The 24,298-nt window shown below is 71.8% G+C and carries 25 protein-coding genes and 1 pseudogene; 15 read left to right on the plus strand and 11 right to left on the minus strand.

Going from position 1 to position 24,298, the window contains the following annotated elements; genetic code table 11:
- Positions 1-12: 12 nt before the first annotated feature.
- Positions 13-1,977: a hypothetical protein gene (locus ACXJMZ_RS14420; RefSeq protein WP_457030418.1), complete on the minus strand. Its 1,965-nt coding sequence runs from the start codon at positions 1,975-1,977 to the stop codon at positions 13-15.
- Positions 1,978-2,167: 190 nt separating this feature from the next.
- Between ACXJMZ_RS14420 and ACXJMZ_RS14425 the strand changes: the two genes are divergently transcribed.
- From ACXJMZ_RS14425 to ACXJMZ_RS14445, 5 genes are read left to right on the plus strand one after another with little or no spacing between them, the layout of a single operon-like run.
- Positions 2,168-3,505 (plus strand): ABC transporter substrate-binding protein, encoded by a 1,338-nt coding sequence (locus ACXJMZ_RS14425; RefSeq protein ID WP_457030419.1) that lies wholly within the window; start codon positions 2,168-2,170, stop codon positions 3,503-3,505.
- Positions 3,502-4,344 (plus strand): carbohydrate ABC transporter permease, encoded by an 843-nt coding sequence (locus tag ACXJMZ_RS14430; RefSeq protein WP_457030420.1) that lies wholly within the window; start codon positions 3,502-3,504, stop codon positions 4,342-4,344. The genes ACXJMZ_RS14425 and ACXJMZ_RS14430 overlap by 4 nt, the downstream gene beginning before the upstream one ends.
- Positions 4,341-5,156 carry a carbohydrate ABC transporter permease gene (locus tag ACXJMZ_RS14435; RefSeq protein WP_457030421.1) on the plus strand — a complete coding sequence of 272 codons (816 nt, stop codon included), beginning with the start codon at positions 4,341-4,343 and terminating at the stop codon, positions 5,154-5,156. Before ACXJMZ_RS14430 ends, ACXJMZ_RS14435 begins: the two co-directional genes overlap by 4 nt.
- The gene (locus tag ACXJMZ_RS14440; protein WP_457030422.1) at positions 5,153-6,895 is read left to right on the plus strand and encodes a glycoside hydrolase family 36 protein; all 1,743 of its coding nucleotides are present in this window, start codon (positions 5,153-5,155) and stop codon (positions 6,893-6,895) included. The genes ACXJMZ_RS14435 and ACXJMZ_RS14440 overlap by 4 nt, the downstream gene beginning before the upstream one ends.
- Positions 6,892-7,887 carry a LacI family DNA-binding transcriptional regulator gene (locus ACXJMZ_RS14445; protein ID WP_457030423.1) on the plus strand — a complete coding sequence of 332 codons (996 nt, stop codon included), beginning with the start codon at positions 6,892-6,894 and terminating at the stop codon, positions 7,885-7,887. Before ACXJMZ_RS14440 ends, ACXJMZ_RS14445 begins: the two co-directional genes overlap by 4 nt.
- Before the next feature lie 7 nt (positions 7,888-7,894).
- Here ACXJMZ_RS14445 and otsB read toward each other — a convergent pair whose 3' ends face one another.
- Both otsB and ACXJMZ_RS14455 read right to left on the minus strand, forming a co-directional pair.
- Positions 7,895-8,719: a trehalose-phosphatase gene (gene otsB, locus ACXJMZ_RS14450; RefSeq protein ID WP_457030424.1), complete on the minus strand. Its 825-nt coding sequence runs from the start codon at positions 8,717-8,719 to the stop codon at positions 7,895-7,897.
- A gap of 186 nt (positions 8,720-8,905) precedes the next feature.
- Positions 8,906-9,133 (minus strand): DUF3263 domain-containing protein, encoded by a 228-nt coding sequence (locus ACXJMZ_RS14455; RefSeq protein WP_457030425.1) that lies wholly within the window; start codon positions 9,131-9,133, stop codon positions 8,906-8,908.
- A 99-nt stretch (positions 9,134-9,232) separates the two neighbouring features.
- Here ACXJMZ_RS14455 and ACXJMZ_RS14460 point away from each other — a divergent pair, with 99 nt between their 5' ends.
- Positions 9,233-9,589, plus strand: coding sequence for a cupin domain-containing protein (locus ACXJMZ_RS14460; RefSeq protein ID WP_457030426.1), 357 nt, complete (start codon positions 9,233-9,235; stop codon positions 9,587-9,589).
- A 1-nt stretch (position 9,590) separates the two neighbouring features.
- Here ACXJMZ_RS14460 and ACXJMZ_RS14465 read toward each other — a convergent pair whose 3' ends face one another.
- Both ACXJMZ_RS14465 and ACXJMZ_RS14470 read right to left on the minus strand, forming a co-directional pair.
- Positions 9,591-10,871: an extracellular solute-binding protein gene (locus ACXJMZ_RS14465; RefSeq protein WP_457030427.1), complete on the minus strand. Its 1,281-nt coding sequence runs from the start codon at positions 10,869-10,871 to the stop codon at positions 9,591-9,593.
- 132 nt (positions 10,872-11,003) lie between these two features.
- Complete coding sequence (locus ACXJMZ_RS14470) at positions 11,004-11,783, minus strand: DeoR/GlpR family DNA-binding transcription regulator (protein ID WP_457030428.1); 780 nt, start codon at positions 11,781-11,783, stop codon at positions 11,004-11,006.
- A gap of 160 nt (positions 11,784-11,943) precedes the next feature.
- On the opposite strand from ACXJMZ_RS14470, the gene ACXJMZ_RS14475 reads away from it, so the two are divergent.
- From ACXJMZ_RS14475 to ACXJMZ_RS14490, 4 genes are all read left to right on the plus strand, one after another.
- Positions 11,944-12,855 carry an SIS domain-containing protein gene (locus ACXJMZ_RS14475; RefSeq protein ID WP_457030429.1) on the plus strand — a complete coding sequence of 304 codons (912 nt, stop codon included), beginning with the start codon at positions 11,944-11,946 and terminating at the stop codon, positions 12,853-12,855.
- Positions 12,856-13,012: 157 nt separating this feature from the next.
- Positions 13,013-13,945: an ROK family protein gene (locus tag ACXJMZ_RS14480; RefSeq protein ID WP_457030430.1), complete on the plus strand. Its 933-nt coding sequence runs from the start codon at positions 13,013-13,015 to the stop codon at positions 13,943-13,945.
- Entirely contained in the window at positions 13,942-15,114 is a 1,173-nt protein-coding gene (nagA, locus tag ACXJMZ_RS14485) for an N-acetylglucosamine-6-phosphate deacetylase (protein WP_457030431.1), read from the plus strand. The genes ACXJMZ_RS14480 and nagA overlap by 4 nt, the downstream gene beginning before the upstream one ends.
- A gap of 70 nt (positions 15,115-15,184) precedes the next feature.
- Positions 15,185-16,060, plus strand: coding sequence for a class II fructose-bisphosphate aldolase (locus ACXJMZ_RS14490; protein ID WP_457030432.1), 876 nt, complete (start codon positions 15,185-15,187; stop codon positions 16,058-16,060).
- Here ACXJMZ_RS14490 and ACXJMZ_RS14495 read toward each other — a convergent pair.
- The gene (locus tag ACXJMZ_RS14495) at positions 16,026-16,931 is read right to left on the minus strand and encodes a hypothetical protein (RefSeq protein ID WP_457030433.1); all 906 of its coding nucleotides are present in this window, start codon (positions 16,929-16,931) and stop codon (positions 16,026-16,028) included. The two genes, ACXJMZ_RS14490 and ACXJMZ_RS14495, sit on opposite strands and share 35 nt — an antisense overlap.
- Positions 16,932-17,086: 155 nt before the next feature.
- Entirely contained in the window at positions 17,087-18,898 is a 1,812-nt protein-coding gene (locus ACXJMZ_RS14500; protein WP_457030434.1) for a diguanylate cyclase domain-containing protein, read from the minus strand.
- A gap of 391 nt (positions 18,899-19,289) precedes the next feature.
- Between ACXJMZ_RS14500 and ACXJMZ_RS14505 the strand changes: the two genes are divergently transcribed.
- Positions 19,290-19,820, plus strand: coding sequence for a flavin reductase family protein (locus ACXJMZ_RS14505; protein ID WP_457030435.1), 531 nt, complete (start codon positions 19,290-19,292; stop codon positions 19,818-19,820).
- Positions 19,821-19,872: 52 nt separating this feature from the next.
- Here the strand turns inward: ACXJMZ_RS14505 and ACXJMZ_RS14510 are convergent.
- A pseudogene (locus ACXJMZ_RS14510) lies at positions 19,873-20,229 on the minus strand (aminoacyl-tRNA hydrolase); the annotation flags it as partial.
- Between the two features lie 63 nt (positions 20,230-20,292).
- On the opposite strand from ACXJMZ_RS14510, the gene ACXJMZ_RS14515 reads away from it, so the two are divergent.
- From ACXJMZ_RS14515 to ACXJMZ_RS14530, 4 genes are all read left to right on the plus strand, one after another.
- Complete coding sequence (locus ACXJMZ_RS14515; protein ID WP_057228075.1) at positions 20,293-20,781, plus strand: hypothetical protein; 489 nt, start codon at positions 20,293-20,295, stop codon at positions 20,779-20,781.
- Positions 20,782-20,884: 103 nt separating this feature from the next.
- A complete protein-coding gene (locus tag ACXJMZ_RS14520; protein WP_457030436.1) occupies positions 20,885-21,460 on the plus strand; it encodes a TerD family protein in 576 nt (191 codons plus the stop codon).
- Positions 21,461-21,512: 52 nt separating this feature from the next.
- Positions 21,513-21,818, plus strand: coding sequence for a hypothetical protein (locus ACXJMZ_RS14525; RefSeq protein ID WP_457030437.1), 306 nt, complete (start codon positions 21,513-21,515; stop codon positions 21,816-21,818).
- Positions 21,819-22,003: 185 nt separating this feature from the next.
- Positions 22,004-22,525 (plus strand): hypothetical protein, encoded by a 522-nt coding sequence (locus ACXJMZ_RS14530; RefSeq protein WP_457030438.1) that lies wholly within the window; start codon positions 22,004-22,006, stop codon positions 22,523-22,525.
- Between the two features lie 18 nt (positions 22,526-22,543).
- Here the strand turns inward: ACXJMZ_RS14530 and ACXJMZ_RS14535 are convergent, their stop codons facing one another.
- From ACXJMZ_RS14535 to folB, 3 genes are all read right to left on the minus strand, one after another.
- Entirely contained in the window at positions 22,544-23,032 is a 489-nt protein-coding gene (locus ACXJMZ_RS14535) for a DUF3180 domain-containing protein (protein ID WP_057227812.1), read from the minus strand.
- A gap of 121 nt (positions 23,033-23,153) precedes the next feature.
- A complete protein-coding gene (gene folK / locus ACXJMZ_RS14540) occupies positions 23,154-23,753 on the minus strand; it encodes a 2-amino-4-hydroxy-6-hydroxymethyldihydropteridine diphosphokinase (protein ID WP_457030439.1) in 600 nt (199 codons plus the stop codon).
- Positions 23,754-23,796: 43 nt separating this feature from the next.
- On the minus strand, positions 23,797-24,156 hold the full coding sequence (gene folB, locus ACXJMZ_RS14545) for a dihydroneopterin aldolase (protein ID WP_057228077.1): 360 nt from the start codon (positions 24,154-24,156) through the stop codon (positions 23,797-23,799).
- Positions 24,157-24,298 lie beyond the last annotated feature (142 nt).

Here is a 24,298-nt window from a genome sequence, read left to right on the forward strand (position 1 = left end):
GGAACGGCCGGCTCAGCCGGCCACGCCGACCTGGACGGCCTGACCCGGCGTCACCTTGATCTCGAGGTAGCTGTAGGTGACGCCGTGCTCGACCTTGGTCAGCGCGGGCTTGGCGGCCCCGTTCACCGTCAGGGTCGGGTGGCTGCCGACGAAGCGCGCCTCCCAGGTGTAGGCGCGGGCCGTCGAGTGGTTGGTCAGCGTGGAGCTGGTGGCGCCGTCGTGCCGCAGGCTGACGGTGTCCTTGCCGACCGGGATGTCGTCGACCTGGAGCCAGTCCATCCCGGCGGGCAGCCGGGACTGGGTGGTCAGCCGCCGGTTGGGGGCGTCCGGGTCGAGGCCGAGCAGGCCGGAGACGGTCTGGCCGACCAGCGTGAAGGAGACCTCGGGGTAGTCGCCGTTCGGTCCCTGCGAGGCGTTCACGTGCTGGACGTCGCGCCGGTCGTAGACGTACTGCATCCACTTCCAGGCGGTGTCGTTGCGGTTGTTGGCGAAGAAGGTGTCCGGCAGGTAGGTGAACGCCTCGATGTTGGACGGGCCGTGGCCACCGGAGGCCTGGTGGTCGATGTAGTCCAGGTAGGCCTCGTTGCGCGGCCCGGCCTCGATGAGCTGCTTCATCGGCATGAACCAGCTGTTCTCCAGGCCCCAGCCCTTGAACGCGGTGCCGTCGAGCGAGTACGCCCGGACCATGTCGGCGCCCGAACCGGTACCGCTCCACTCCGAGTTGAAGTACTGCTTGAGCGCCGCCGCCTGCTGCTCCGCCTCGGCGGCCAGCGCGGTGTCGCCCTTGGCCCTGGCCAGCGAGGCCACCGCCAGGTAGGCCTGGTACTGGGCCGCGATGCCGTCGCCGGCCTCGGCGAGCTTCTCGTCACCCTGCTCGTTGTAGCTGGCGGTGCCGGAGAAGATGCCCCGGCCGGTGCCCTCGGCGACCTGCACCCCGCCGTTGCCCTTGGCCGCGTTGTGCAGCGCGACGAACTCCTTGGTGGTGTGCCGGTAGAAGTCCCAGAACACCTGGTCCTCGACGTACGCCGGGTCACCGCTCCAGCGGTACGCCTGGGCCGCCTTCTCCACCAGCTCGAACGGGGCCGGCACCTCGCGGACGAAGAGGTCGGGGTTGCGGTAGTCGATGCTCAGGTAGGTGCCGGTGTCGAAGTTCTGGGCCCAGACCGGGTAGTACTTGTGCGCCTCGGTCGCGGAGGCCGCGAAGGAGTGCAGCATGCTGCGGTTCTCGGTGGTCAGGCCGAGCACCTGGGCGCCGACCACCTGGTGCGCCATGTCCCGGGAGTAGTAGCCGCTGCGGTTGGCGTAACCGGCCCAGTAGGACGGGCCGTAGGTGGCGGTGCCGGTGCCGGAGCGATTGTTCTCGTCGACGTTCAGCGGGCCGGTCGAACCCGCCAGCAGCACCCAGCTGTTGGCCTTCCGCTTGGCCCAGTCGAACATCGCGACGATCTCCGGGTCGGAGGAGCTGATCCGGGGGTCGGCCGGCGCCGCCGGGGAGATCATCACGTCGTCCACGTTGAGCCAGCCGTCGCCGGACTCGAACGCGATCTCCAGCCTGTCACCCCTGGCCACCGAGACCCGGCTGACGGTGTGCCGGGAGTACTCGTACCGCTTCGGCACGGTGACCGCTCCGGCCTCGACGCCGTTCACTCGGACCACGAACCGGCCGTTCGGGCCGCCGGTGGCGATCCAGGCCGAGATGTCGTACCGGCCGGCGGTCGGGGCGGTCAGCGTCTGGCTGACCCGGAAGCCGGGGCCGCCGTCCAGGTAGGCCAACTTGGCGCCGCCGTGCGGGTAGTTGGAGGCGACGCCCGTTCCGGAGGTGAACTCCCAACCCCTGGTGCCCAGTTCGAACCCGGGGTTGAGCACCGTCGGCACCTTGGCAGCGGCGGGGGCGGCACTGGCCACCGCCAGGGTCTGCGGGACGAGCGGTAACAGCAGTGCGAGAGCGGTGAGCAGCGGCAGTCTGGCGCGTCGCATCAGGGTCTCCAGGTCTCTCCGTTGAGGGAGCAGCGACGCTAACAGCGCACGGGGCCCCCTTTCAATGAGCTGGAGCAAGGATTCTTCCGTTCCTGCACGATCTCGAAGAAAGTTTTCATCGATCCATTGCAAGCCGGTCCACTCGTTGCTAGCGTCCAGCCGTCACATCCCACCCTCGAAAGGCACCACGATGACCTCCCTCGACCGACGTGGACTCCTCAGACTCGGCGGCGCCCTGACCGTGGGTGCCGGGCTCGCCGCCTGTTCGGGCACCGGAAACAGCACCGACGGCGGTGGCGCCGGGGACGCCCGCAAGGGCGAGATCACGGTCTGGAGCTGGCAGGGCCCGGCCGCGCAGCTCAAGGCGCTGCTCCCGGAGTTCAACAAGACGTACCCGGACATCAAGGTCACCGTGGAGGACATCGGCAACCCGGCGATCTGGGACAAGATCACCACCGGCATGGCGGCCGGCGGCAGCGGCCTCGCCGACGTGCTGCACATCGGGGTGGACTACCTGCCGGGCTACGTGGAGAAGTTCCCGAACGGCCTGGCCGACCTCGGCCCGCTCGGCGCGACCAAGCACAAGGACGCCTTCGCACAGGGCCTGTGGCAGACCGTCGCCCCCAAGGGCCGCGTCAACGCCCTGCCCTGGGAGGCGAACTCGGGTGGCTTCTACTACCGCGCCGACCTCTTCGAGAAGGCCGGGGTGGACGTCGAGTCGCTGCAGACCTGGGACGAGGTGATCGAGGCGGGCAAGAAGCTCAAGGCCGCCACCGGCGCCCACCTGCTCGGCATCGACAAGCCCGCCTCGCAGCCCGACGCGGCCAACTTCTTCCAGCTGCTGCTCCAGCTCCAGGGCAAGTTCTTCTTCGACCTGGACGGCGCGATCACGCTGGACTCCCCCGAGGCGGTCACCGCGCTCACCCTGATCAAGAAGATGAACGACGCCGGCCTGGTCAGCGACCTGTCCGGCGGCTGGAGCGCGCTGGAGAACTCGATCAAGCAGGGCACCGCCGCCGTGCTGCCCTGGCCGACCTGGTTCGGCGGCATCATCGAGGGCCTGGTCCCGCAGGAGGCCGGCAAGTGGAAGGTCCGGCTGCCCCCGGCCGTCCGCCGGGGCGGTGCCACCGCCGCCACCGTCAACTCCACCCACCTGGCGATAGCCGGGTCCAGCAAGCAGCAGGCCGCCGCCTGGACCTTCATCGAGTACGTGCTCACCAAGCCGTCCTCGCAGGTGGCGATCTACCGGGGCAAGGGCATCGCCCCGGCCCTGATGGCCGCGTACGAGGACTCGGTCTTCCACGAGCCGTCGGCGTTCTTCAGCGGCCAGAAGAAGGGCGAGATCTTCCTCGCCGCGCTGAAGGCCCCCTCCCCCGCCTTCAACTACTCGGCCGACTACGCCCGCGCGCTCAAGGTGGTCACCGACGCCCAGACCAAGGTGCTGCTCAAGGGCGCCGACCCGGCCGAGGTGCTGAAGCAGGCTGCCGACCAACTGGCCCAGCAGACCGGGCGCAAGGTCGTGCGATGACCCGTCGCTCCATTCCTTACCTGTTCGTGCTCCCGGCGGTGCTGCTGTTCGCCGCCTTCAAGCTCTACCCGATCCTCGCCTCGTTCCGGCTCAGCCTCTACAAGCAGTCGGGCGGAGTGGAGACCTTCGCCGGCCTCGACAACTACGCCCGGCTGCTGGACGACTCGCTGTTCTGGACCGCCCTCGGCAACAGCGCGGTGATCCTGGTCGTCCAGGTCCCACTGATGCTGGCGCTCGCCACCGGCCTCGCGGTCGCCTTCAACTCCACTCTGCTGAAGGGACGTTCGCTCTTCCGGCTGGGCTTCTTCCTGCCGATGATCACCGGCCTGGTGGCGTACGGGATCGTCTTCTCGGTGCTGCTCAACCAGCAGTACGGGCTGGTCAACTGGCTGGTCGGCAGCGACATCCCGTGGCTGACCGACCCGCTGCTGGCCAAGGTCTCCCTCGGCCTGGCGCTCACCTGGCACTACACCGGCTACAACGCGGTGATCCTGCTGGCCCGGCTGCAGACCGTCCCCACCGAGCTGTACGACGCGGCGGCGGTGGACGGCGCCGGGGCGTGGCGTGCCTTCCGGCACGTCACGCTGCCCGGGCTGCGGCCCGCGCTGCTGCTGACCACCGTGCTCTCCACCATCGGCACCCTGCAACTCTTCGACGAGCCCTACGTGCTGACCGGCGGCGGGCCCGACAACGCGACCCTGACGATCGGTATGTACCTCTACCAGAACGCCTTCAAGTACTTCGACTTCGGCTACGCCTCGGCCATCGCCTACGCGCTGGCCCTGCTGATCGGGGCACTCGGCCTGCTCCAGTTCAAGGTGCTCGGAGGGAAGTCGTGAAGCTCCGCAGCCTCACCCTGACCTGGTCGCTGGCCATCACGCTGGCCGCCGTCCTGGTTCCGTTCTACTGGCTGGTGATCGCCAGCACGCACAGCTCGCAGGAGATCTTCCGCACGCCGCCGCCGCTGCTTCCCGGCGGGCACCTGCTGGACAACCTGAACAGCCTTCAGGAGAACGCGGCTTTCGGCCGGGTGGTGCTCAACTCGCTCGGCATCGCCACTGTCTACACCCTGCTCGCCGGGACGATCTGCACGCTGGCCGGGTACGGCTTCGCCAAGTTCCGCTTCCGGGGCCGGGAGCCACTGTTCGGGCTGCTGATGCTCGGGCTGGTGATCCCGGCCCAGGTCACCCTGGTCCCGCTGTTCCGGCTGATGGCCGAACTCCAGTGGCTGGACACCTACCAGGCGGTGCTGCTGCCCAACCTGGCGCTCCCGTTCGGGATCTTCCTGATGCGGCAGTCGATGGCCGCACTGCCGGACGAACTGCTCGACTCGGGGCGGGTGGACGGCTGCGGCGAACTGCAGCTGTTCCTCCGGGTCGCGCTGCCGCCGATGCGGCCCGCGCTGGCCGCGCTCGCCATCTTCCTCTTCCTGTTCCAGTGGAACGAATTCATCTGGCCTCTGATCGTGCTCCGTTCCGAATCCTCCCTGACCATCCCGGTCGCGCTCGCCTCGCTGCAGGGCGTCGACGACACCGACTACGGCGCGATCATGGCCGGTACCGCGATCGCCGCGCTGCCGATGGCCGCGCTCTTCCTCGCCCTCCAGCGGCACTTCGTGTCCGGGCTGCTCGCCGGGGCGGTGAAGGAATGAGTACCGATCAGGAAGCGGTCACCACCGCCGAGTTGGCCCCCGCCACCTACGAGCCACTGCTCGACCAGGTCTCGATCGCCGTACCGGGCGGCCACTGGTCCAGCACCGAACTCCCGTCCGGCATCCGCCTGGTGGCCGTCGAGGCGGGTGACGGACCGGTCGAGATCCGGCTGACCGTCCCGCTCGGCGACGCCGCCGGGTACTGGCACCCACAGGGCGGCTGGCGGCGCACGCTGCCGGCCGACTGGGAGGGCCGGGCCAGGGTCTCGCTGGTGGACGCGCTGGCCACCGGCTGCCTGTTCGACCACGCGGGGGCCACCCTGCTGACCTTCGCGGCAGCCGACCCGGTACCCGAGGCCGAACTCCGGTTCGGCGTCTCGGAGGAGACCGACAGCTACGTCGTCCAGCTCCGGCTGCCACCGTCCGCCGACCCGCACCGGCTGCTCTTCGTGCCCCGCTCGCCCACCGTGGCCACCGCCATGCGGGCCCTGCGCGCCTGGTACGCCGCCGGTGTCGACGCGATGCCCGTCCCCGAAGGCGCCCGCACCCCGGTCTACTCGACCTGGTACGCCTTCAACCAGCAGGTGGACGCCGAATCGGTCGAGCAGGAGGCCGCGCTGGCCGCCCAGCTCGGCTTCGGCACCCTGATCCTGGACGACGGCTGGCAGCTCGGCGGCCACGGCCGGGGCTACGCCGGCTGCGGCGACTGGCGCCCCGACCCGGCCAAGTTCCCCGACCTCGCCGCGCACGTCGGCCGGGTCCGCGACGAGGGTCTGCACTACCTGCTCTGGACCGCCCCACTGCTGGTCGGCCCGCACTCCGAGGCGTACCGCCGGTGGGCCCCGAGCGTCCCGGCCACCGTGCCGGGAGCGTACGTGCTGGACCCGCGCCTGCCCGAGGTCCGGCAGCACGTGATCGAGCTCTGCGCCTCCCTGGTACGGGAGTTCGGGGTGGACGGGCTCAAGCTGGACTTCCTCGACGAGGCCATGGTGCACGCCGGGGACGGCGGCCCGGACGTCGGCCGGGCGATGACCGTGCTGCTCGCCGAGCTGCGGGCCGAGCTGGAACCGATCCGCCCCGGGCTGCTGCTGGAGCTGCGCCAGCCGTACGTCGGGCCCGGCATGGCGCCCTACGGGAACCTGCTGCGCTCCTTCGACTGCCCGGCCGACTCCACCGCCAACCGGGTCCGCACCCTCGACACCGCGTTCCTGGCGGTCGGCGGCGCGGTCCACTCCGACATGCTGCTCTGGCCCCCGGAGGCCCCGGCGCACAGCGCCGCCCGGCAGTTGATCGGCGCCCTGCACGCCGTACCGCAGGTCTCCGTCCGGCTGTCCCGGCTGCCCGAGGAGCACCTCGCCGCGGTGGCCTTCTGGCTCGGGCAGTGGCGGCGGCTGCGCGGGACCCTGCTGGACGGCGAGGTCGAGCCTGGCCGCCCGGACGAGCTGTACCCCGTGGTGCGGGCCTCCGGCGACGGGACCCTGCTGGTCAGCGTGCACGGCGAGCAGGTGGTACCGGTCGCGCTGACCCGGTTTCAGGAGCTGGTCCTGGTGAACGGATCGGCGGTGGACCGGCTGGTTCTGGAGGTGGCCGCGCCGGGCGCTTCGGCCGGACTCACGGTCCACGGCCCCACCGGCCGTATCATCGAGCGGAGTCGGCTCACGCTGCCGCCCGGCCTGCACAGCCTGCCGGTGCCGCGCTCGGGTCTGGCCACTCTCACCAGCTTGGAAGGGACGGCATGAAGGTCGGGATCACCGAACTCGCGGCTCGAGCGGGGGTCAGCGAGGCGACCGTCAGCCGGGTGATCAACCGACGGCAGGGGGTCGCCAAGAAGACCCGGGACGCGGTCGAGCAGGCGATGGCCGAACTCGGCTACGAACGCTCCACACCCGGCCAGTTGGTGGCCGTGGTGACCGAGCACATCTCCAACCCGTTCTTCGCGGACGTGGCCGAGCGGATCGAGTCCGCGCTCGCCCCGCACGGGCTCAAGATGGTGCTCTGCCCGGCCTTCCCCGGCGGCGTCCAGGAGCGCGACTTCGTCACCGCACTGGTCGACCGGGGCGTCGCGGCGGTGGTCTTCCTCTCCGCCAGCAACACCCTGGAGGGCGCCGACACCGAGACGTACGAGCTGCTGCGGGACCGCCGCATCCCGTACGTCGGCATCAACGGCCAGTTCGAGGACGGTCACCCGGCCCCGGTCTTCTCCACCGACGACGCGCTCGCCGCCGAGCTGGCGGTGGACCACCTCTACCGGCTCGGCCACCGGCGGATCGGGATGGCCTCCGGGCCGGCCGGGAACCACCCGGCGGACCGGCGGGTGGCGGGCTTCCTGACCGCGATGACCCGGCGCGGCCTGGCCGACGCCGAGCAGTGGGTGATCCGGCAGTCCTACACCGTCGAGGGCGGCCAGGCGGCAGCAGCGGCGCTGGTCCAGCGGGGCGCCACCGCAATCGTCGCGGCCAGCGACTTCATGGCACTCGGCGCGATCCGCGGGGTCCGGCGGCAGGGCCGCTCGGTGCCCGAGGACGTCTCGGTGGTCGGCTACGACGGCACGATGATCACCGAGTTCACCGACCCGCCGCTGACCACCGTCCGGCAGCCGGCCGACCGGCTGGCCCTGGAGGTCGGGCGCAGCGTGCTGGCCCTGGTGGCCAACCGACCTGTGCCGGTGGGCGAGTTGCTGTTCGACCCCGAGCTGGTGATCCGCTCCACCACGGCGACGCCGCCGGCCTAGTGCGGCACTAGAGGCCGGCGGCCACTGCCGCGAGCAGCTCGGCCACGCCGACCGGGCCCGGCACCAACAGGTCGGCCCGGTCGGCCAGTTCGGTGACCTGGGCCTCGCCGGTGGTGGCCGAGCTGCACACCAACAGGGCCGGGTGGCCCGCGGTGCGGCGCTGCTCCAGCGCGGCGTAGGCCGGGATGTCGCCGAGGTCGTCACCGGCGTAGAGCACCGGGCCTGACGGGCGTTCGGCGAGGAAAGCGGTCAGGGCGCCGCCCTTGTCGACGCCCGGCGGCCGGAGTTCCAGCACGTACCGTCCTGGCTCCACCATCAGGCTATGTGCGGCCGCCAACTGCTCCAGCGGGGCGCGGAGTTGCTCCAGTGCGCCCTGCGGGTCGGTGGTGCGGCGGGTGTGCACGGCAAGCGCCCGTCCCTTGTCCTCGACCCAGGTCCCCGCCGGGGCACCCGCCTCGGCCAGCACCTCAGGGAGCCGCTCACGGGCGGCGGCCACCCCGGGCGGCGGCGGCGGAGAGGTCAGCACACCGGCCTCCCAGCGCTCGGCGCCGTACTGCCCGAGCACCGTGAACCGCTCCAGCCCGGCGAACCCGCCGTACTCCACGGCCACCGCCGCCGAACGGCCCGTCACCACGACCACCGCACCGACCAGCGGCGCCAGCGCCTCCAGCGCGGCCACCGCAGCGGGGTGGGCCCGGGCCCGGTCAGGATCCGCCACGATCGGGGCCAACGTCCCGTCGAAGTCCAGCGCCACCACTGCCGACCTCGGCTCGGCCAGCAACGCGGCCAGCCCGGCCCGGCCGGCGGGCGTACGCGGCTCAGGAATACCCATGCCTCGACCATACGGCTCCGAGCATGTGCAGGGCGCCCGGTTGCACTATCCAGGGGCTCGGGGAACTGCGAGGAGATCTGGCGCCGGGGTCACTGCCAAAGTGCCTGACCACCTACGCACGGATCACCTTGCAAGAGCCGGCGTCGCAGTTCCCCGAGCCCCTGGTGGTGCATCATCTGACCAAGATCAGCGTTCGGTGCGCTTCACCTCGCGGATCCGCCGCAGCCGGTTGATCAGGACCGGGGCGTGCGCAAGGGCCTCCTGACGGTCCAGCAGGCGGTTCAGGATCTGGTAGTAGCGGGTGGCCGAGAGGTCGAGCTCCTCCCGGACGGCGCGTTCCTTGGCCCCGGTGGTGCGCCAGCTGCGGCCCTCCAGGGCGAGCACGGCCAGCTCGCGTTCGGTCAGCTCGGACATGGTCGGGTCACCTCCACTTACGGGGTGTCATTCTGCCCGGTCAGGCCGACACAGTGTGCCGCCCCCGCCGTCGCGGCGGGGGCGTTAGCGTCGGGTGCCATGACCAACAGTTTCGCTCTGCACATCCCCGACGCCGACCTCGAACCCGACCCGCTGGACCCGGCGCAGATCATCGAAGGCTCCCCGGAGGTCTCCGGCAAGGTGGTCTGGGAGTCGCCGGACGGCCGCCGGATCCGTGGCGTCTGGCAGATCACCCCGGGCGTGGTGACCGACACCGAGGCCGACGAGATCTTCGTGGTGATCAGCGGCCGGGCCACCATCGCGTTCGAGAACGGCACCGTGCTGGAGGTCGGCCCCGGCGACCTGGCCGTGCTGGCCGAGGGCGACCGCACCACCTGGACGGTCCACGAGACCCTCCGCAAGGCGTACGCGATCGACCTCGGCCCGACCGGCTGAGCTACTTGCGGGCCTCTGCGGCCGCCTCGGCGGCGACGCTCTGGAGCCGCTCCAGCGTCTCGCCGCCGCCCTCCTTCACCGCGCCGCCGATCTCCTTCTTCAGCTGGTCGCTGACCTTCCCCCAGGACGGCTCGGCGTACGGGTAGAAGCGGGCGTCCGGCAGGGCGTCCAGGAACGGCTTGAGGTCGGCGTGGGCGGTGTCGGCGGTCATCTGGACGCGGGCGTCCTGGGTGACCGGCAGCATGTTGTACATCTCGTAGAACTTCAGGGTGTTCTCCTTCTGGTAGCTGAAGGAGAGGAACTTCTTGATCTCGGCGCGGTGCCCGTTGGCCTTGAAGGCCATCATCCAGTCGGCCACCGCGAAGCTGGCCGCCTTGCTCTGCGGGTCCTTGCGCGGGATCGGCGCGAGGCCGTAGTCGATCTTCGCGGCGACCGCCTTCTGGACCAGCGAGGGGTGGCCGTTGAGCATCGCGACCTTGCCCGCCGCGAAGTCCGCGAAGACGGCCTTGCGGTTCACCGCGCCGGGGTCGCCGTAGGTCAGGCCGTCCTTGACCAGGTTGGTCCGCAGCCACTCGAAGGTGGCCCGGTTGGGCGTGCTGTCGATGCTGTAGTTGCCCGCGTCGTCGGCCAGGCCGCCGCCACCGCTCATCGTCCACATCAGCGACTCGGCCTGCGCCTCCTCGGGCCCGAGCGGCAGCCCGTACGGCACCACGCCCGGCACCTTCTGCTTGATCAGCTTCGCGTCCTTGCGCAACTCGTCCCAGCTGGTGGGCGGTTGGGCGATGCCCGCCTTCTCGAAGATGGCCTTGTTGTAGAAGAAGGCGCGCGAGGAGGCGATGAACGGGATGCCGTACTGACTGCCCAGCACCTGGCCGGCCTTGGCGAAGGCGTCGATCGTGTTGACCTGGGCGTCGATGGTGAGCACCTCGCTCACCGGGTAGAGCCGGCCTGCCGAGGCGTGGTCGGCGTAGCCGCCGGTCTGCAGCATGTCCGGCGTCCGGCCGCTCTTCAGCAGCTCGGCGACCCGCTTGTCGATGTCGTCCCAGATCACCACTTCGAGCTCGACCTTGATGTCCGGGTTGGCCGCCTCGAAACGCTTGACCAGGTCCTTCCAGTACAGGCTGGAGCTGTTCGCCGGGCTGTCGCCGTAGTCGGCCACCACCAGCCGCAGGGTGACGTCACCGCCGGAACCGAGCACGCTCGAACAGCCGCTCAGCAACAGCGCGGTGGAGACGGCGAGCGCCGTCAGGGGAAGGACGGGCTTCCGGGTAGCGCTGAACAACGGGGGACCACCTTCGGGGGGAGGAGGAGCGTCGGCCACCCTCTCAGCGCAGACGCCAGTGGTCCAGACCTGTACCCGGAGTAGTTACCCAATCTCCGCCGCCGTTGCGCCCCGTGCAACGGCGGGTGCCGTTCAGACCGCGATCACCCGGACGCCGGCCTCCGTGAAGGCGGCGGTCAGCTCGGGCCCGATGCCGGTGTCGGTGACCAGCACCGAGACCTGGTCGAGACCGCAGATCCGGGCGAAGGCGCGGTGTCCGAGCTTGGACGAGTCGGCCGCCACCACCACCCGGCGGGCCCGGTCGGCGAGCAGCCGGTTGACGCTCGCCTCACCCTCGTTGTGCGCGGTGGCACCGTGCTCGGCATCGAGCGCGTCCACCCCCAGCACCGTGATGTCCAGGGCGAGTTCGTTCAGCACCAGCGAGGCCAGCGGGCCGATCAGCTCGTACGACTGCGGTCGGGCCACACCGCCGGTGAGCACGATCTTCACCTGCGGACGGACCGTCAACTCGTTGGCGATGTTGACCGCGTTGGTGACGATCGTGATGCCCTGCCCGGCCCCCTCCGGCTCCGGCCGGACCGCCAGCGCGCGGGCCACCTCGGTGGTGGTGGTGCCACCGTTCAGGCCCACCACCTCGCCGGGGGCGACCAGTTCGGCCACCGCCGCACCGATCCGCTGTTTGGCGTCGGCGTTGCGCGCGGTCTTGTAGCGCAGCGGCAGGTCGTATGACACGTTGTGGGCCACCGCCCCACCCCTGGTCCGGGTGACCATCTGCTGGCGGGCCAGCTGGTCCAGGTCGCGACGGATGGTCGCAGCCGACACCCCCAGCGCCTCGGCGGCCTCCTCGACCTCCAACTTGCCGTGTTCGGCGAGCAGTTCCAGCAGCGCGTTCCACCGCTCGTACCTGGACACGCAGATGCCGTCCCTTCCAGTCCCGGAGCCGCCGTACGACGGCGGGGCCAGCTTCCCACAGTTCCATCAAGCGAGCCGGTCTTGCGCAATCATGCTCGAAACCTCTATAAATCAAACAGCTTCACGCATTCTACTCCGGAGCCCTTCCGAAGGAGCCCGTATGCCCTTCTCCTCACTGACCGCCGAGGAACTCGCCACCCAGCCCGAGAACTGGCGGCAGGCCGCCGCCCTCGCGCCCGCCGCGGCGCCCGCCCTGCCGCAGCGCGGCGAGCGGGTCGCGGTGATCGGCTGCGGCACCTCCTGGTTCATGGCCCAGGCCTACGCCGTACTGCGCGAGAGCGGCGGGCACGGCGAGACCGACGCGCTGGCCGCCTCCGAGTTCCCGGCCGGCCGGCGCTACGACCGGGTGCTGGCGATCAGCCGCTCGGGCACCACCACCGAGGTGCTCGAACTGCTGGAGCGGCTCAAGACGCCGAGCACCGTGCTCACCGGCACCCCGGGCAGTCCGGTGTTCGAGGTCGCCGAGCAGACCGTCCTGCTGGACTTCGCCGACGAGCGATCGGTGGTGCAGACCCGGTTCGCCACCACCGCACTCGCCCTGCTGCGGGCCCACCTGGAGCTGGAGGGCGCCCTGCCGCCCGGCACCAAGCGGATCGCCGAGGCAGCCGAGGACGCCGAGGCGGCGGTCGCCTGGCCGGTTCCGGCCGAACTGGTCGCGGCCGAGCAGGTCACCTTCCTCGGCCGGGGCTGGACGTACGGTCTGGCCCAGGAGGCCGGGCTGAAGATGCGCGAGGCGGCCGGCGCCTGGACCGAGTCCTACCCGGCGATGGAGTACCGGCACGGGCCGATCGCGATCGCCGCCCCCGGCCGGGCGGTCTGGGCCTTCGGCGAGCTCCCCGACGGGCTGTCCGAGCAGGTCGCGGCGACCGGCGCGATGCTGGTGCACCAGCCCGGCACCGACCCGCTGGCCGACCTGATCCGGGCCCAGAAGCTCGCCGTCGCCACCGCCGAGGCCCGTGGTCTCGACCCGGACCGGCCGCGCGCACTGACTCGTTCGATCATCCTTACCTGACCGTCGCCCCCCGTACGCGATCAGGTAAAGCAGATTGCCTAAGGAAGACCAAACAGCCTTAAGCCACCCTTAAGGCGACAAACCTCACCTCGCTGGACCAGACCAATCACGCAACTGGACTAGACCTCTCCGACATGGTCAAGGGAAACTGTCCCCCGTGAAGCACGTCATCGCACTCGATGTAGGCGGAACCGGCATGAAGGCCGCGTTGCTCGCCCAGGACGGCTCCGTGCTGTTCGAGGCACGCCGACCGACCGGGCGGGAGAACGGCACCGATGCCGTCGTCGCCACCATCCTCGACTTCGCCGCCGAACTGGCGGACGAGGGTCGCGCCCGCTTCGGCAGCGCCCCCCTCGCCGCCGGCGTCGCCGTGCCGGGGACGATCGACGAGAAGAACGGGATCGCGGTCTTCTCCGCCAACCTCGGCTGGCGGGACCTCCCGATGCGCAAGCTGCTCGGCGAGCGCCTCGGCGGCCTGCCGGTCGCCCTCGGCCACGACGTCCGCTCCGGCGGGCTGGCCGAGGGGCGGATCGGCGCCGGGCAGGGCGTGGACCGTTTCCTCTTCATCGCGCTCGGCACCGGCATCGCCGGGGCCATCGGCATCGGTGGGTCGATCGAGGCGGGCGCGCACGGCTACGGCGGCGAGATCGGCCACGTGGTGGTCCGCCCCGGCGGACCGCAGTGCGGCTGCGGCGCCCGCGGCTGCCTGGAGACGCTGGCCTCGGCCTCCGCGGTCTCCAGGGCCTGGGCCGAGGCGAGCGGTGATCCGGACGCCGACGCGGCGGCCTGCGCCACCGCCGTCGACGCCGGGGACGAACGCGCCCTGGCCGTCTGGCGGAACGCCGTCGAGGCACTCGCCGACGGGATCGTGCTGGCCCAGAGCCTGCTCGACCCCTCGACGGTGATCATCGGCGGCGGGCTGGCCGAAGCCGGTGACACGCTCTTCACACCATTGCGCGCAGCGGTTTCCGAGCGGCTGACCTTCCAGATGCCCCCGAAGGTCGTTCCCGCCATGCTCAGAGACACCGCCGCATCCCTGGGCGCGGGCCTGCTCGCCTGGGATCTGCTCTCCATGGAGGTGACCGCGTGACCGCGGACCGCACTGCACTGTCCGGCGCCCGACTGGTCCTGCCGGGTGGCGTCGTCGAGAACGGCCGGCTGGCCGTCGAGGGTTCGCGGATCGCGGGCCTCGGCGGCGAGCGGCAGCCCGGCGACGTCGACCTGACCGGTTACACCGTCGTCCCCGGTTTCGTGGACCTCCATGTACACGGTGGCGGCGGCGCCAGTTACGCGTCCGGCATCGCCGAGGAAGCCCTCACCGTCGCCCGGACCCACCTGGCGCACGGCACCACCACCACGATCGCCTCCACCGTCACCGGGGAGATCGACGAGCTCTGCCACCAGGCGGCCGTGCTCTCCGAGCTGGTCGAGGACGGCGTGCTGGCGGGCGTCCACTTCGAGGGCCCGTTCATCTCGCACAACCGGTGCGGCGCGCACCGCCCCGACCTGCTCCGCGACCCGGACCCGGTGCTGGTGCGCAAGCTGGTGGACGCCGCCCGCGGCACCGCGAAGATGTTCACCCTGGCACCGGAGCTGACGGGTGGTCTGGAGTCGGTCCGGATGCTCGCCGACCTCGGGGTGATCGCGGCCGTCGGGCACACCGACTCCGACTACGCCAAGACCCTGGAGGCCGTCGAGGCGGGGGCCACCGTGGCCACCCACCTGTTCAACGCGATGCCGGGCATCCAGCACCGCGCGCCCGGCCCGATCGTCGCCCTGCTGGAGGACGAGCGGGTCACCGTCGAGCTGATCAACGACGGCGTGCACCTGCACCCCTCGGTGCTCGACCTCGCCTACGGCACCGCCGGTGCCGAGCGGGTCGCGCTGATCACCGACGCGATGGGCGCGGCCGGCATGGGCGACGGGCTCTACCCGCTCGGCCCGCTCCAGGTCCGGGTCGAGAACGGCGTCGCGCGGCTGGTCGAGGGCGGCTCGATCGCGGGCTCCACCCTGACCCTGGACGTCGCCTTCAAGCGCTCCGTCACCATCAACGGCCTCTCGCTCAACCAGGCCGTCACCTCCCTGTCCACCGTCCCGGCCCGGCTGCTCGGCCTGGCCGACTCGATCGGCTCCCTGGAGGCCGGCAAGAACGCCGACCTCGTCGTGCTCGACTCCGAAACCTTCGATCTCGTCGCGGTGATGCGCCGCGGCGAGTGGATCGTCGGCGCGGACCGTCTCGCCAAGGCCCACGCGGCCTGATCCCCCGTCCTACCGGGGAGGTGAGCAGCGGTTCTGCGTCCCGCTGCCCACCTCTCCCTGGGGGACACCCATGCCCGTTGCCCGTACCGCCGACCTGCTCGCCTCCGCCGTCGCCGACGGCCGCGGCCTGCCCGCCTTCAACGTGATCACGTTGGAGCACGCCGAGGCGATCGCCGCCGGAGCCGAACTCGCCGGCAGCCCGGTCGTGCTGCAGATCAGTCAGAACGCGGTCGCCTTCCACGGCGGGCGGCTGCTCCCGCTGGCCCGGGCCTGCGCCGAGATCGCCGCCGCCGCCAAGGTGCCGGTCTCGCTCCACCTCGACCACGTCGAGGACTTCGACCTGCTGCGGGCCAGTGCCGCCGCCGGGTTCAGCTCCGCGATGTACGACGCCTCCGCCCTGCCGCACGCCGAGAACGTCAAGCGCACCGCCGAGGCCGCCGACTGGGCACACCGGCACGGCCTGCACCTGGAGGCCGAACTCGGCCGGGTCGGCGGCAAGGACGGCGAACCGCCGCTCTCCCCGCACGCCCCCGGCGCCCGGACCGACCCGGCCGAGGCGGCTCGCTACGTCGCCGAGACCGGGGTGGACGCGCTCGCGGTGGCGGTCGGCAGTTCGCACGCGATGACCACCCGGACGGCCCTGCTCGACCACGACCTGATCCGCCGTCTGGCCGAGGCGGTGCCCGTCCCGCTGGTGCTGCACGGCAGCTCAGGAGTGGCCGATGACGAACTGTCAGCCGGCCKCGCGGCCGGGCTGGTCAAGGTCAACATCGGTACGGCGCTGAACACCGCGTTCACCCCGGTGGTCCGTCAGCGCCTGGCCGAGGACCAGGCCATCACCGACCCGCGCAAGTACCTCGCCCCGGCCCGGGACGCGATGACCGCGACGGTGGCCCGGCTGGCCGCGGTGGTCAGCTCGGGTACTCGTTCACGCTCATCGGTGTGAGCGCGACCTGGTCGACCAGGATGCTGTTGCCGCTCCCGGCCGGGATGCTCACCGTGATGGTGTTCGCCCCGGCCTGCAGCTCCGGCCATATGTTGGTGCTGTACCAGGCCTGGGCCGGGTCGACTCCGACGCCGGAGTAGTTCTTCACCGTGATGCCGCCGTCCCGGTCCTTGCCGTTGACCGCGACGGCGGCGTTGAAGTTCTGGCCGGTGTTGTTGAAGTGCAGCCAGAACTTGAACGCGCCCGCGCTCGGCGCCGTGAACGTCCAGGTCACCGAGGAGCCTGCGGTCAGCGTCAGGTAGCTGCCGTCCGCCGACTTGGCGCCCTTGACGCTGTTGCCCGAGGGGGCGTTCTGGCCCTTCAGCGCGCTCGCGTCCGCGATCGGCTTGGTGTCCGGGGTGGGGCTCGCCGACGGCCCGGAGGAACCGGACGCCGACCCCGAGGGCTTGGCCGAGGCGCTGGTGCTGCCGGTGGCCTTGTCGGGGGACTTGTTCGCGTCGCCCTTCGAGAGGGCCACGCCCGCGCCGATCGCGATCGCGGCGACCACCGCGACGGCGCCGATCACCACGGCCTTGCTGCGCCCGGCCGGCGGCTGCTCGCCCGGCTGCGGGCGGGAGTGCTCGGCGTACCGGGGCTGCTGCGGGAGCGGCATCTGGGCGGTGACCTGCCGGGCCGGGCCCGGCGGCTGCGGCGGCAGCGCGGGGCGCTGGCCGTACTGCGCGCGGCCGACCTCGACCGGGCGGGAGTACGAGTCGCGGGGCTGGCTGGCCACCTGCTCGCCCTCCGCCGGACGGTAGAGGTATGCGAACGGGTCGTCCTTCGCCGCGTCCTCGGGCGCTCCGTTAGTGCCGGCCGTCGTCACGGTGGTCAACTCCCCATCGCAGCACTCCGTACGGCGGCCGAACGCCGTACGGGCAGATGAACGCTCGTACCAGGCGAACCCTACCTGCCGAGCACGACGCGACGGAAAGATGGTTCGGAGCCCGGACGGTCAGGTGGACCGGTGGCGCAGTCGTACCGGCCGGTTCACCCCGCGCGCCGGTGCGAGCGCTCGCCCCGGGCGCCCCGGGCGGGGCCGCCGCGCGCCCTCTTCTCGTCGTACATCCGCTCGTCGGCCACGTGCAGCACCTCCTCGATGCTCATCCCGCAGCCCGCCCAGCCGATGCCGAGGCTGACCCCGACCCGGGTGGTCCGGTTGTCGATCCGCATCGGCGGGATGATCGCGTTGCGCAGCCGTCCGGCCAGGTCCTTGGCCTCCTCGCGGCCGATCCCGTCGGCCAGCACCACGAACTCGTCACCGCCGAGCCGGGCCACCGTGTCGCCCTCACGGACCACCTGCTGGAGCCGTCTGGCCACCTCGATCAGCACCCCGTCACCGGCCTTGTGGCCGAACCGATCGTTGACCGTCTTGAAACCGTCCAGGTCGCAGAAGAGCACCGCGAGCCCCTTCTCGGCGGCACCGGGCCTGCCCGAGCCGCCCCACAGCTCACTCCCGCCGGGCAGCTCGGCCGGGATCACCGCGTGCACGTGGTCGGCCGGCACCTCGGAGCACTCCCGGGGGCGGCCGAACTGCTCCCGGTCGGAATAGGGCGGCCGGTCGAAGCCGTCAGGCGGCCCGTAGCCGTGCGGCAGCGCGATCTGACCCCCCTGGCCGTCGAATGCGCCGTGCGCGCCGTACGAGGCCGCCTGACCGGCGTACGCGGGCTCTGTGTCGTGCCGGTCCTGCCCCGGGTGCGCGGCGGGAGCGCCCGGCGCCTGGGCGCACAGCCGGCGGCCGAGCCGGGTGCGCAGCTCGGCGCTGTTCGGCAGGCCGGTGAGGGCGTCGTGACTGGCCCGGTGGGCGAGCTGGAACTCGTGCCGCTTGCGCTCCTCGATGTCCTCGACATGGGTGAGCAGGAAGCTCGGGCCCTCGGCCGCGTCGGCCACCACCGAGTTGCGCAGACAGACCCACTGGTAGCCGCCGTCCCGCCGGGACAGCCGCAGCTCGGCCCGGCCGCCCTCGGCGCTGGTCCGTTTCAGCAGCTCCAGGTCGTCGGGGTGCACCAGGTCGGCGAACCGCTGCTGCCGCAGGGTCGCCCGGGGGCGGCCGAGCAGCCGGCAGAGGGCGTCGTTGACCCGGGTCAGCTGGCCGGTGCCGACCCCGTGCAGCTCGGTGATCGCCATCCCGCTCGGGGCGTACTCGAACGCCTGCCGGAAGCTCTCCTCGCTGGCCCGCAGCGCCTGCTGCTCCTTCTCCAGCCGGGCCAGCGCCCGCTGCATCTCGGCCCGCAACCGGGCGTTGCCGATCGCGATCGACGCCTGGAGCGAGAACATCTCCAGCGCCTCCCTGGTCCACGCGCCGGGCCGCTTGCCACTGCGCGGGCGGTCCACCGACAGCACGCCGAGCAGGTCTCCCCCGGCGCTGTACATCGGGGCCAGCAGGACGTCCTGCGGGTGCCAGTCGTTGGTGTAGACCGGCAGCGGGCCGTCCCCGGTCCAGCTCGGGATGTCGGTGCCGATCGCCCAGCCCCGGTCGTACGGCAGGAAGCGCAGCGTGCCCCAGTGGTCGCTGACGCTCAGCATCCGCTCCCAGGACTCCCGCGAGCCGACCTGGCCGAGCAGCACCGCGGGGCCGCCCAGAGCGCTCTCCTCGAGCTCCCAGACCGCCGCCACCACCAGGTCGCCGTCCGGGCGCACCAGGCTGACCGCCGCAGCGTCGAAGCCGAGCCCGTGCACCGCGCCTTCGACCACGGCCTGCAGGGTCCCGGCCAGGCTGCGGGCAGCGTTGAGGTCCGCCACGACCCGGTGCAAGGTGCGGAGGGTCGCGAGGCGGACGTAGGGCTCCGACTCGGCTTCCATGCGGGGGCTCCCCGGCTGCTTCGGATAGTTCTTGATGGTTATCGTCCGATTGCCAGAAGAACTGAATCACAGGGAGCACAACGTTCGGCACGCTCGGTCAACAATAGGTCACCACTTGTGACCCAAATCACACAATGCACATGACCGAAACTGCAGCTCACCCGCCCTGGAGATGACATCTCCGGACAATCACGACTATTCGCTGTTCGGTCGTCCACGGCCCGGACTGAAGCCCACCGAGGGCCGCTGAGGGCCGGGAGGGCGCGCACCGTCACCCCTGCGAGTGAGAGGGGCGCCCGGCCGGGTGGGACCGGGTCAGCCCTTCGGCCCAGCAGGACCTACGACCACGGCCCGATGCCGCCCGACCGGTCGGCCGACTACCGTGCGGTACGTGCAGACGTCCCCGCAGTCCTCCACCACCAGCCCGGCCGCAACTCCCGAGGAGTTCCGCGCGGCCCTCGGCCAGCTCGCCTCCGGCGTCGCGCTGGTCACCGCCCACGACCCCGAGGACGAGGAGGACGCCGGCATGACGGCGACCTCGTTCCTCTCGGTCTCGCTGGAGCCGCCGCTGGTGCTGGTCTCGGTCCGCGAGGACTCCCGGATGGACGAGCTGCTGACCCGCACCGAACTCTGGGCCGTCTCGCTGCTCGGCGAGGCCCACCGGGCGGTCGCCTCACGCTTCGCCATGAAGGGGCGGCTGAGCGACCGGCTGCTGTTCGCCGACACGGCCCACCACCGGGGACCACACACCGGGGCACCGCTGATCGACGGGGCGCTGGCCACCGTCGAGTGCCGCACCGTCCAACGCATCCCGGCCGGCGACCACGTCCTGCTTCTCGGCCACGTCCTCGCCGCCGAGGTCACCTCGCCGGGGGCGCGGCCACTGCTCTACCACCGCGGCAGCTACCGCCACCTCGCCTGAATCCTCTTGCAGAGGCTCAGACGAAAGTGCCTGACCACGCACGGACGGATCACCTTGCAAGGGTCGGCGTCGCAGTTCCCCGAGCCCCTGGGCCGTAGCACCGAAGCACCGGCAAAGAAGCTGAGCTAGTCGGCCGCAGGCCGGCCGCCGTGCGCCACTGGGAGCGGTGCTCGGAGGCGCGGACCACCAGGATGCGGCCGTCCACCAGGCGGTTGGCGAGCCGTTCGAGGGCGCGGTCCTTCCAGACCTGGGGCAGGGCGTCCGAGGCCGCCAGGTCGTAGCGGAGCTCGACCTGGGTGTCGGAGGTGTTGACGTGCTGGCCACCGGGGCCGGAGGAACGGGAGAAGCGCCAGACGAGCTCGGCGTCGGGGACGACGACCGATCCCCGGACGCGGATGGGCTCGGGCATGGGCCCATCATCTCGCGCCGGTGCGGCGAGGTCACCAGGTTTACGCCTGGGAGAATGGGCGGTGTGATCGAGCTCGGCTACGCCCTCTCCAACCGCTTCCCCGACCCTCCGCAGACGGACTACCGGACCGCACCGGTCCGCAGCCTGCGGCACGACCTGTTCTGCGGCGACGTCTACCTGGATGCGGACGGCGCGGAGTTGTCCACAGGCTGGGGATGGGTGCCGGTGCTGGACTTCGCCTGGGCACTCTGCGACAGCGTCGAACAGCTCGACCAGGACCCACGCGGCAGCCGTTCCGCCGCCGTGCAGACCTACGACCTGGACTTCACCCAGAACACCGAGCTGCTCCGGTTCGCCCGCCGCTTCGGCCTGGTCGAGATCAGCGCCACCTGGCTGCCGGACGAGCCGATCGCGGTGGTCCGCCACGCCGATCTGCGACGGGAGGCCCGGGATTTCCTGCAGGACGTCCTGGCCGACCTGTTCGACCTGCACGAGGGACTGGCCGACAACCCGAACATCTGGACGGTTCAGGGGAAGTTTCCCCGGGTCTGAGCCCCCATCAGGGGCTCGGCATGAGAAATTGGCGGCCGCGGCAGGAACCACCGGCCCCGCCGCCCGCGTTCTTCCGACAAAAGCGACGAAGGGACACCACACCATGCCAGTGAGCCTCTCCAAGGGCGGCAACGTCTCGCTGACCAAGGAGGCCCCCGGCCTCACCGCGGTCAACGTGGGCCTCGGGTGGGACGTACGCACCACCACCGGTGCCGAGTTCGACCTGGACGCCAGCGCCATCGTGCTCAACGCAGAGGGCAAGGTGCTGTCCGCCGGGCACTTCGTGTTCTTCAACAACACCAGCTCGCCCGACAGCACCGTCGTGCACACCGGTGACAACCGCTCCGGCGAGGGCGCCGGCGACGACGAGGTCATCAAGGTCAACCTGGCCGGCCTGCCCGCCGAGGCGGCCCGGATCACCTTCCCGGTGTCGATCTACGACGGCAACGCGCGCGGCCAGAGCTTCGGCCAGGTCCGCAACGCCTACATCCGGGTGCTGAACCAGGCGGGCGAGGCGGAGATCGCCCGTTACGACCTCTCCGAGGACGCGGCCACCGAGACCGCCATGATCTTCGGCGAGCTCTACCGCAACGGCGCCGAGTGGAAGTTCCGCGCCATCGGCCAGGGCTACGCCTCCGGCCTGGCGGGCATCGCCCAGGACTTCGGCGTCAGCATCTGACGGTCCGACCACGACTGAGGGGCGCGGGGGGTGGTACCCGCGCCCCGCCGTCGTGGCGGCCGCCACGGGCTGCTCGACCGGCTGCTGCCGGGCGGCGTACCTGGCGCTCTCGGCGAGCGCCTCGTCGCCGAGCACGTCGGCCAGGTCGCCCTGGGCGCCGAGCTCGGTCACGCTGCCCACGGCGGGCGCCGGGGCGGCGGCCCGGACGGCGGCGGCACCGGCAGCACTGTTGCGGCCGAAGAAGCTGAAGTTCGGCACCCGGGAGGCGGGCCTGGCCCGCTGCCGGACCACCACCACCGACTCGGCCGCCGCACCCGGCGCGGCCAGCACCGGACGCTCCGGCGCGGCGCCGAGCTGACGGACCGTCGGGACGGTCTCGGGCAGCGCCGCGGGGCGGAGCGCGACGGCGGCCCGCTGGTCGCTCTCCCGCCGGGCCTCGGCCCGCTCGGCCGCCTGCTCCAGCTGCCGCAGCACGGACGCCGCGCGGACGTACGCGGCCGGAGAGGCGGGGTACTTGGGGCGGGTGGCGGCAAGGGCCCGCTGGTGCGCCTCGGCCTCCTTGAGGGCCTGCTCGGCGACGCTCACGGCCCGCTCCCTGAGCAGCCGGGCGATCTCGGTCTCGGCCTTGGCCAGCCGGGACTTCTCGGCGGTCAGCCGGCGGCCGAACCGGGTGGCCCGCTCCTCGGCCACCTCGGCGGCGTACTCGGCCTCGGCGAGCTGCTCCTCGAAGCGCTCCTCCGACCGCTTGCGGCGGGTGGCGGCGAGTTCGGCGGCCAGCCGGGAGGTGCGGTCGCGCTGGCGCAGCACGACGCCGACACCGACCGCGGCGAGCACCGCCGCGATCCCGACCGAACGCACCACGAGGGTGTCCGGACTGGCCGCGAGTGCACCGAGGGAAGCGACGACGAGTACGCCGATGGCGATCGGCGGCACAGAGCGGCCGAGGACGGAGGAGTGCCGGTGGCGTCCGCGAGACATGCCAAAGAAACTAGCGTGCGAATTGGGGCGCTGTCAGCCTGGGCCCGGTTTCCGCTCTTGACAGTTCGTCACGGCCACCGCTGGTGACGGTGGCCCGACACCCCGTCAGCGCGGCGAGGGAGCCGACCCGGTCGGCCCTTCGTGGTCCTCCGGGAGCCGGCAGACGTGCTGCAGCCAGAGCGCGGCGGCGACCACCGCGACCCCGGCCAGCACGGCGAAGCCGGCCGTGATCGCCTGCGAGGAACGGGCCGGGTTGTCCAGCTGGCTCAGCAGGTGGATGCCGGTGCCCGCGTACACGCCGGTCACCACGGCCGACACCAGGGCGCTGGCCTGGGCCAGCACCACCGCCCTGGCGGCGCCCAGTGGGTCCACGCCCTTGGCACCGGGCTGCCGCTCGCGGACCGCCTTGAGCCGGGAGCGGAGCGAGATCGCGGTGGCCAGCAGGACGACCGCGACGGCCGCCAGCACGATCGGGGCGGCGGTGGGCACGCCGGGCAGATGGCCCAGCGAGTCCCACAGCCGGGCGCCGGCCCAGGCGAGCGCCGTCGCCACGGCGGCGATGGCGAGCAGCAGGCGGAGGCGGAGCGGCTTCACGGAAGTCCTTCCCGGGCGGGTGAACGGGCGGTACGAGATCCTGACGGCTGGTCAGCCCACCGTACCGGCGCTCACCCGGTCGGACGGCCGACAGGATCGGGAAGTTCCTACTCGGGACGTTCTATTCGGGCAGCCGGAGTTGGATGTCGTCCCGGCGCTTGACGCCCTGGCCGGGCTGCTCGGCGATCTCCTTGAGCAGGTCGGCCACCCGGCCCAGGCCCGGCAGCTCGCCGTCCGGGTCGGCGTCCTGCCAGGGGGCGAGCACGAAGGCCCGCTCGTGCGCCCGGGGGTGCGGCAGCAGCAGCTCGGGCTCGTCGCTGGTGACGCCCTCGTACGCCAGGATGTCGACGTCCAGGGTGCGCGGGCCCCAGTGGACGGTGCGGACCCGGCCGAAGGCGTCCTCGACCGCGTTGGCCCGCTCCAGCAGCGAGTGCGGCGGCAGCGTGGTGCGCAGCACCACCACGGCGTTGAAGTAGCTGGGCTGCTCGTCCGGGCCGCCCAGCGCCTCGGTCTCGAAGACGGCGGAGACGGCGGTGATCCGTACCCCGGGGGTGTCCTCCAGCGCGTCCACCGCGCCCTGCAGGGTCTCCAGGCGGTTGCCCAGGTTGCTGCCGAGGGCGACCACGGCGCGGCGCGGGTTGTGCAGGGTCGAGTCGGCGGTGTCGACCCGGCGTTCCAGGTCGAACGTGGTCGGCGAGGCGGTCGGGTCGCTGGTGCTCATCAAGATCCCTCTGCGGCTTCGGGGGCGGGACGGGCCACGGACGTCACGCGCGGCCCCGGTGGATGGTGATCGTGACGTCGTCGAACGGCACGGTGATCGGGGCGTCCGGCTTGTGCACGGTGACCTCGACCTCCTCGACGGCGTCGTGCGCGAGGCACTGGTCGGCGATCCGCTGAGCCAGCGTCTCGATCAGGTCGACCGGCTCGCCGGAGATGATCGCGGTGACCTCCTCGGCCACCACGCCGTAGTGCGCGGTGCGGGTCAGGTCGTCGCCGGAGGCCGCCGGGCGGGTGTCCAGGTAGAGCACCAGGTCGACCACGAAGGTCTGACCCTCGATCCGCTCACGCTCGAAGACGCCGTGGTGGCCTCGGGCGCGGAGGCCCCGCAGTGTGACGCGGTCCAGCAACTCACTTCTCCCATGTGGACAGGCCCCGCGCAGGGCGGAGCACCGGGCCTCGTCGCCCGCGACCTTCGAATCTACCTGCGGGCAAGGACGAACCCCGACCGTCCTACCCGGCACCGCGCGGCGCCACGCGCGCCGGAAC

Source organism: Kitasatospora sp. P5_F3, from assembly GCF_054049135.1.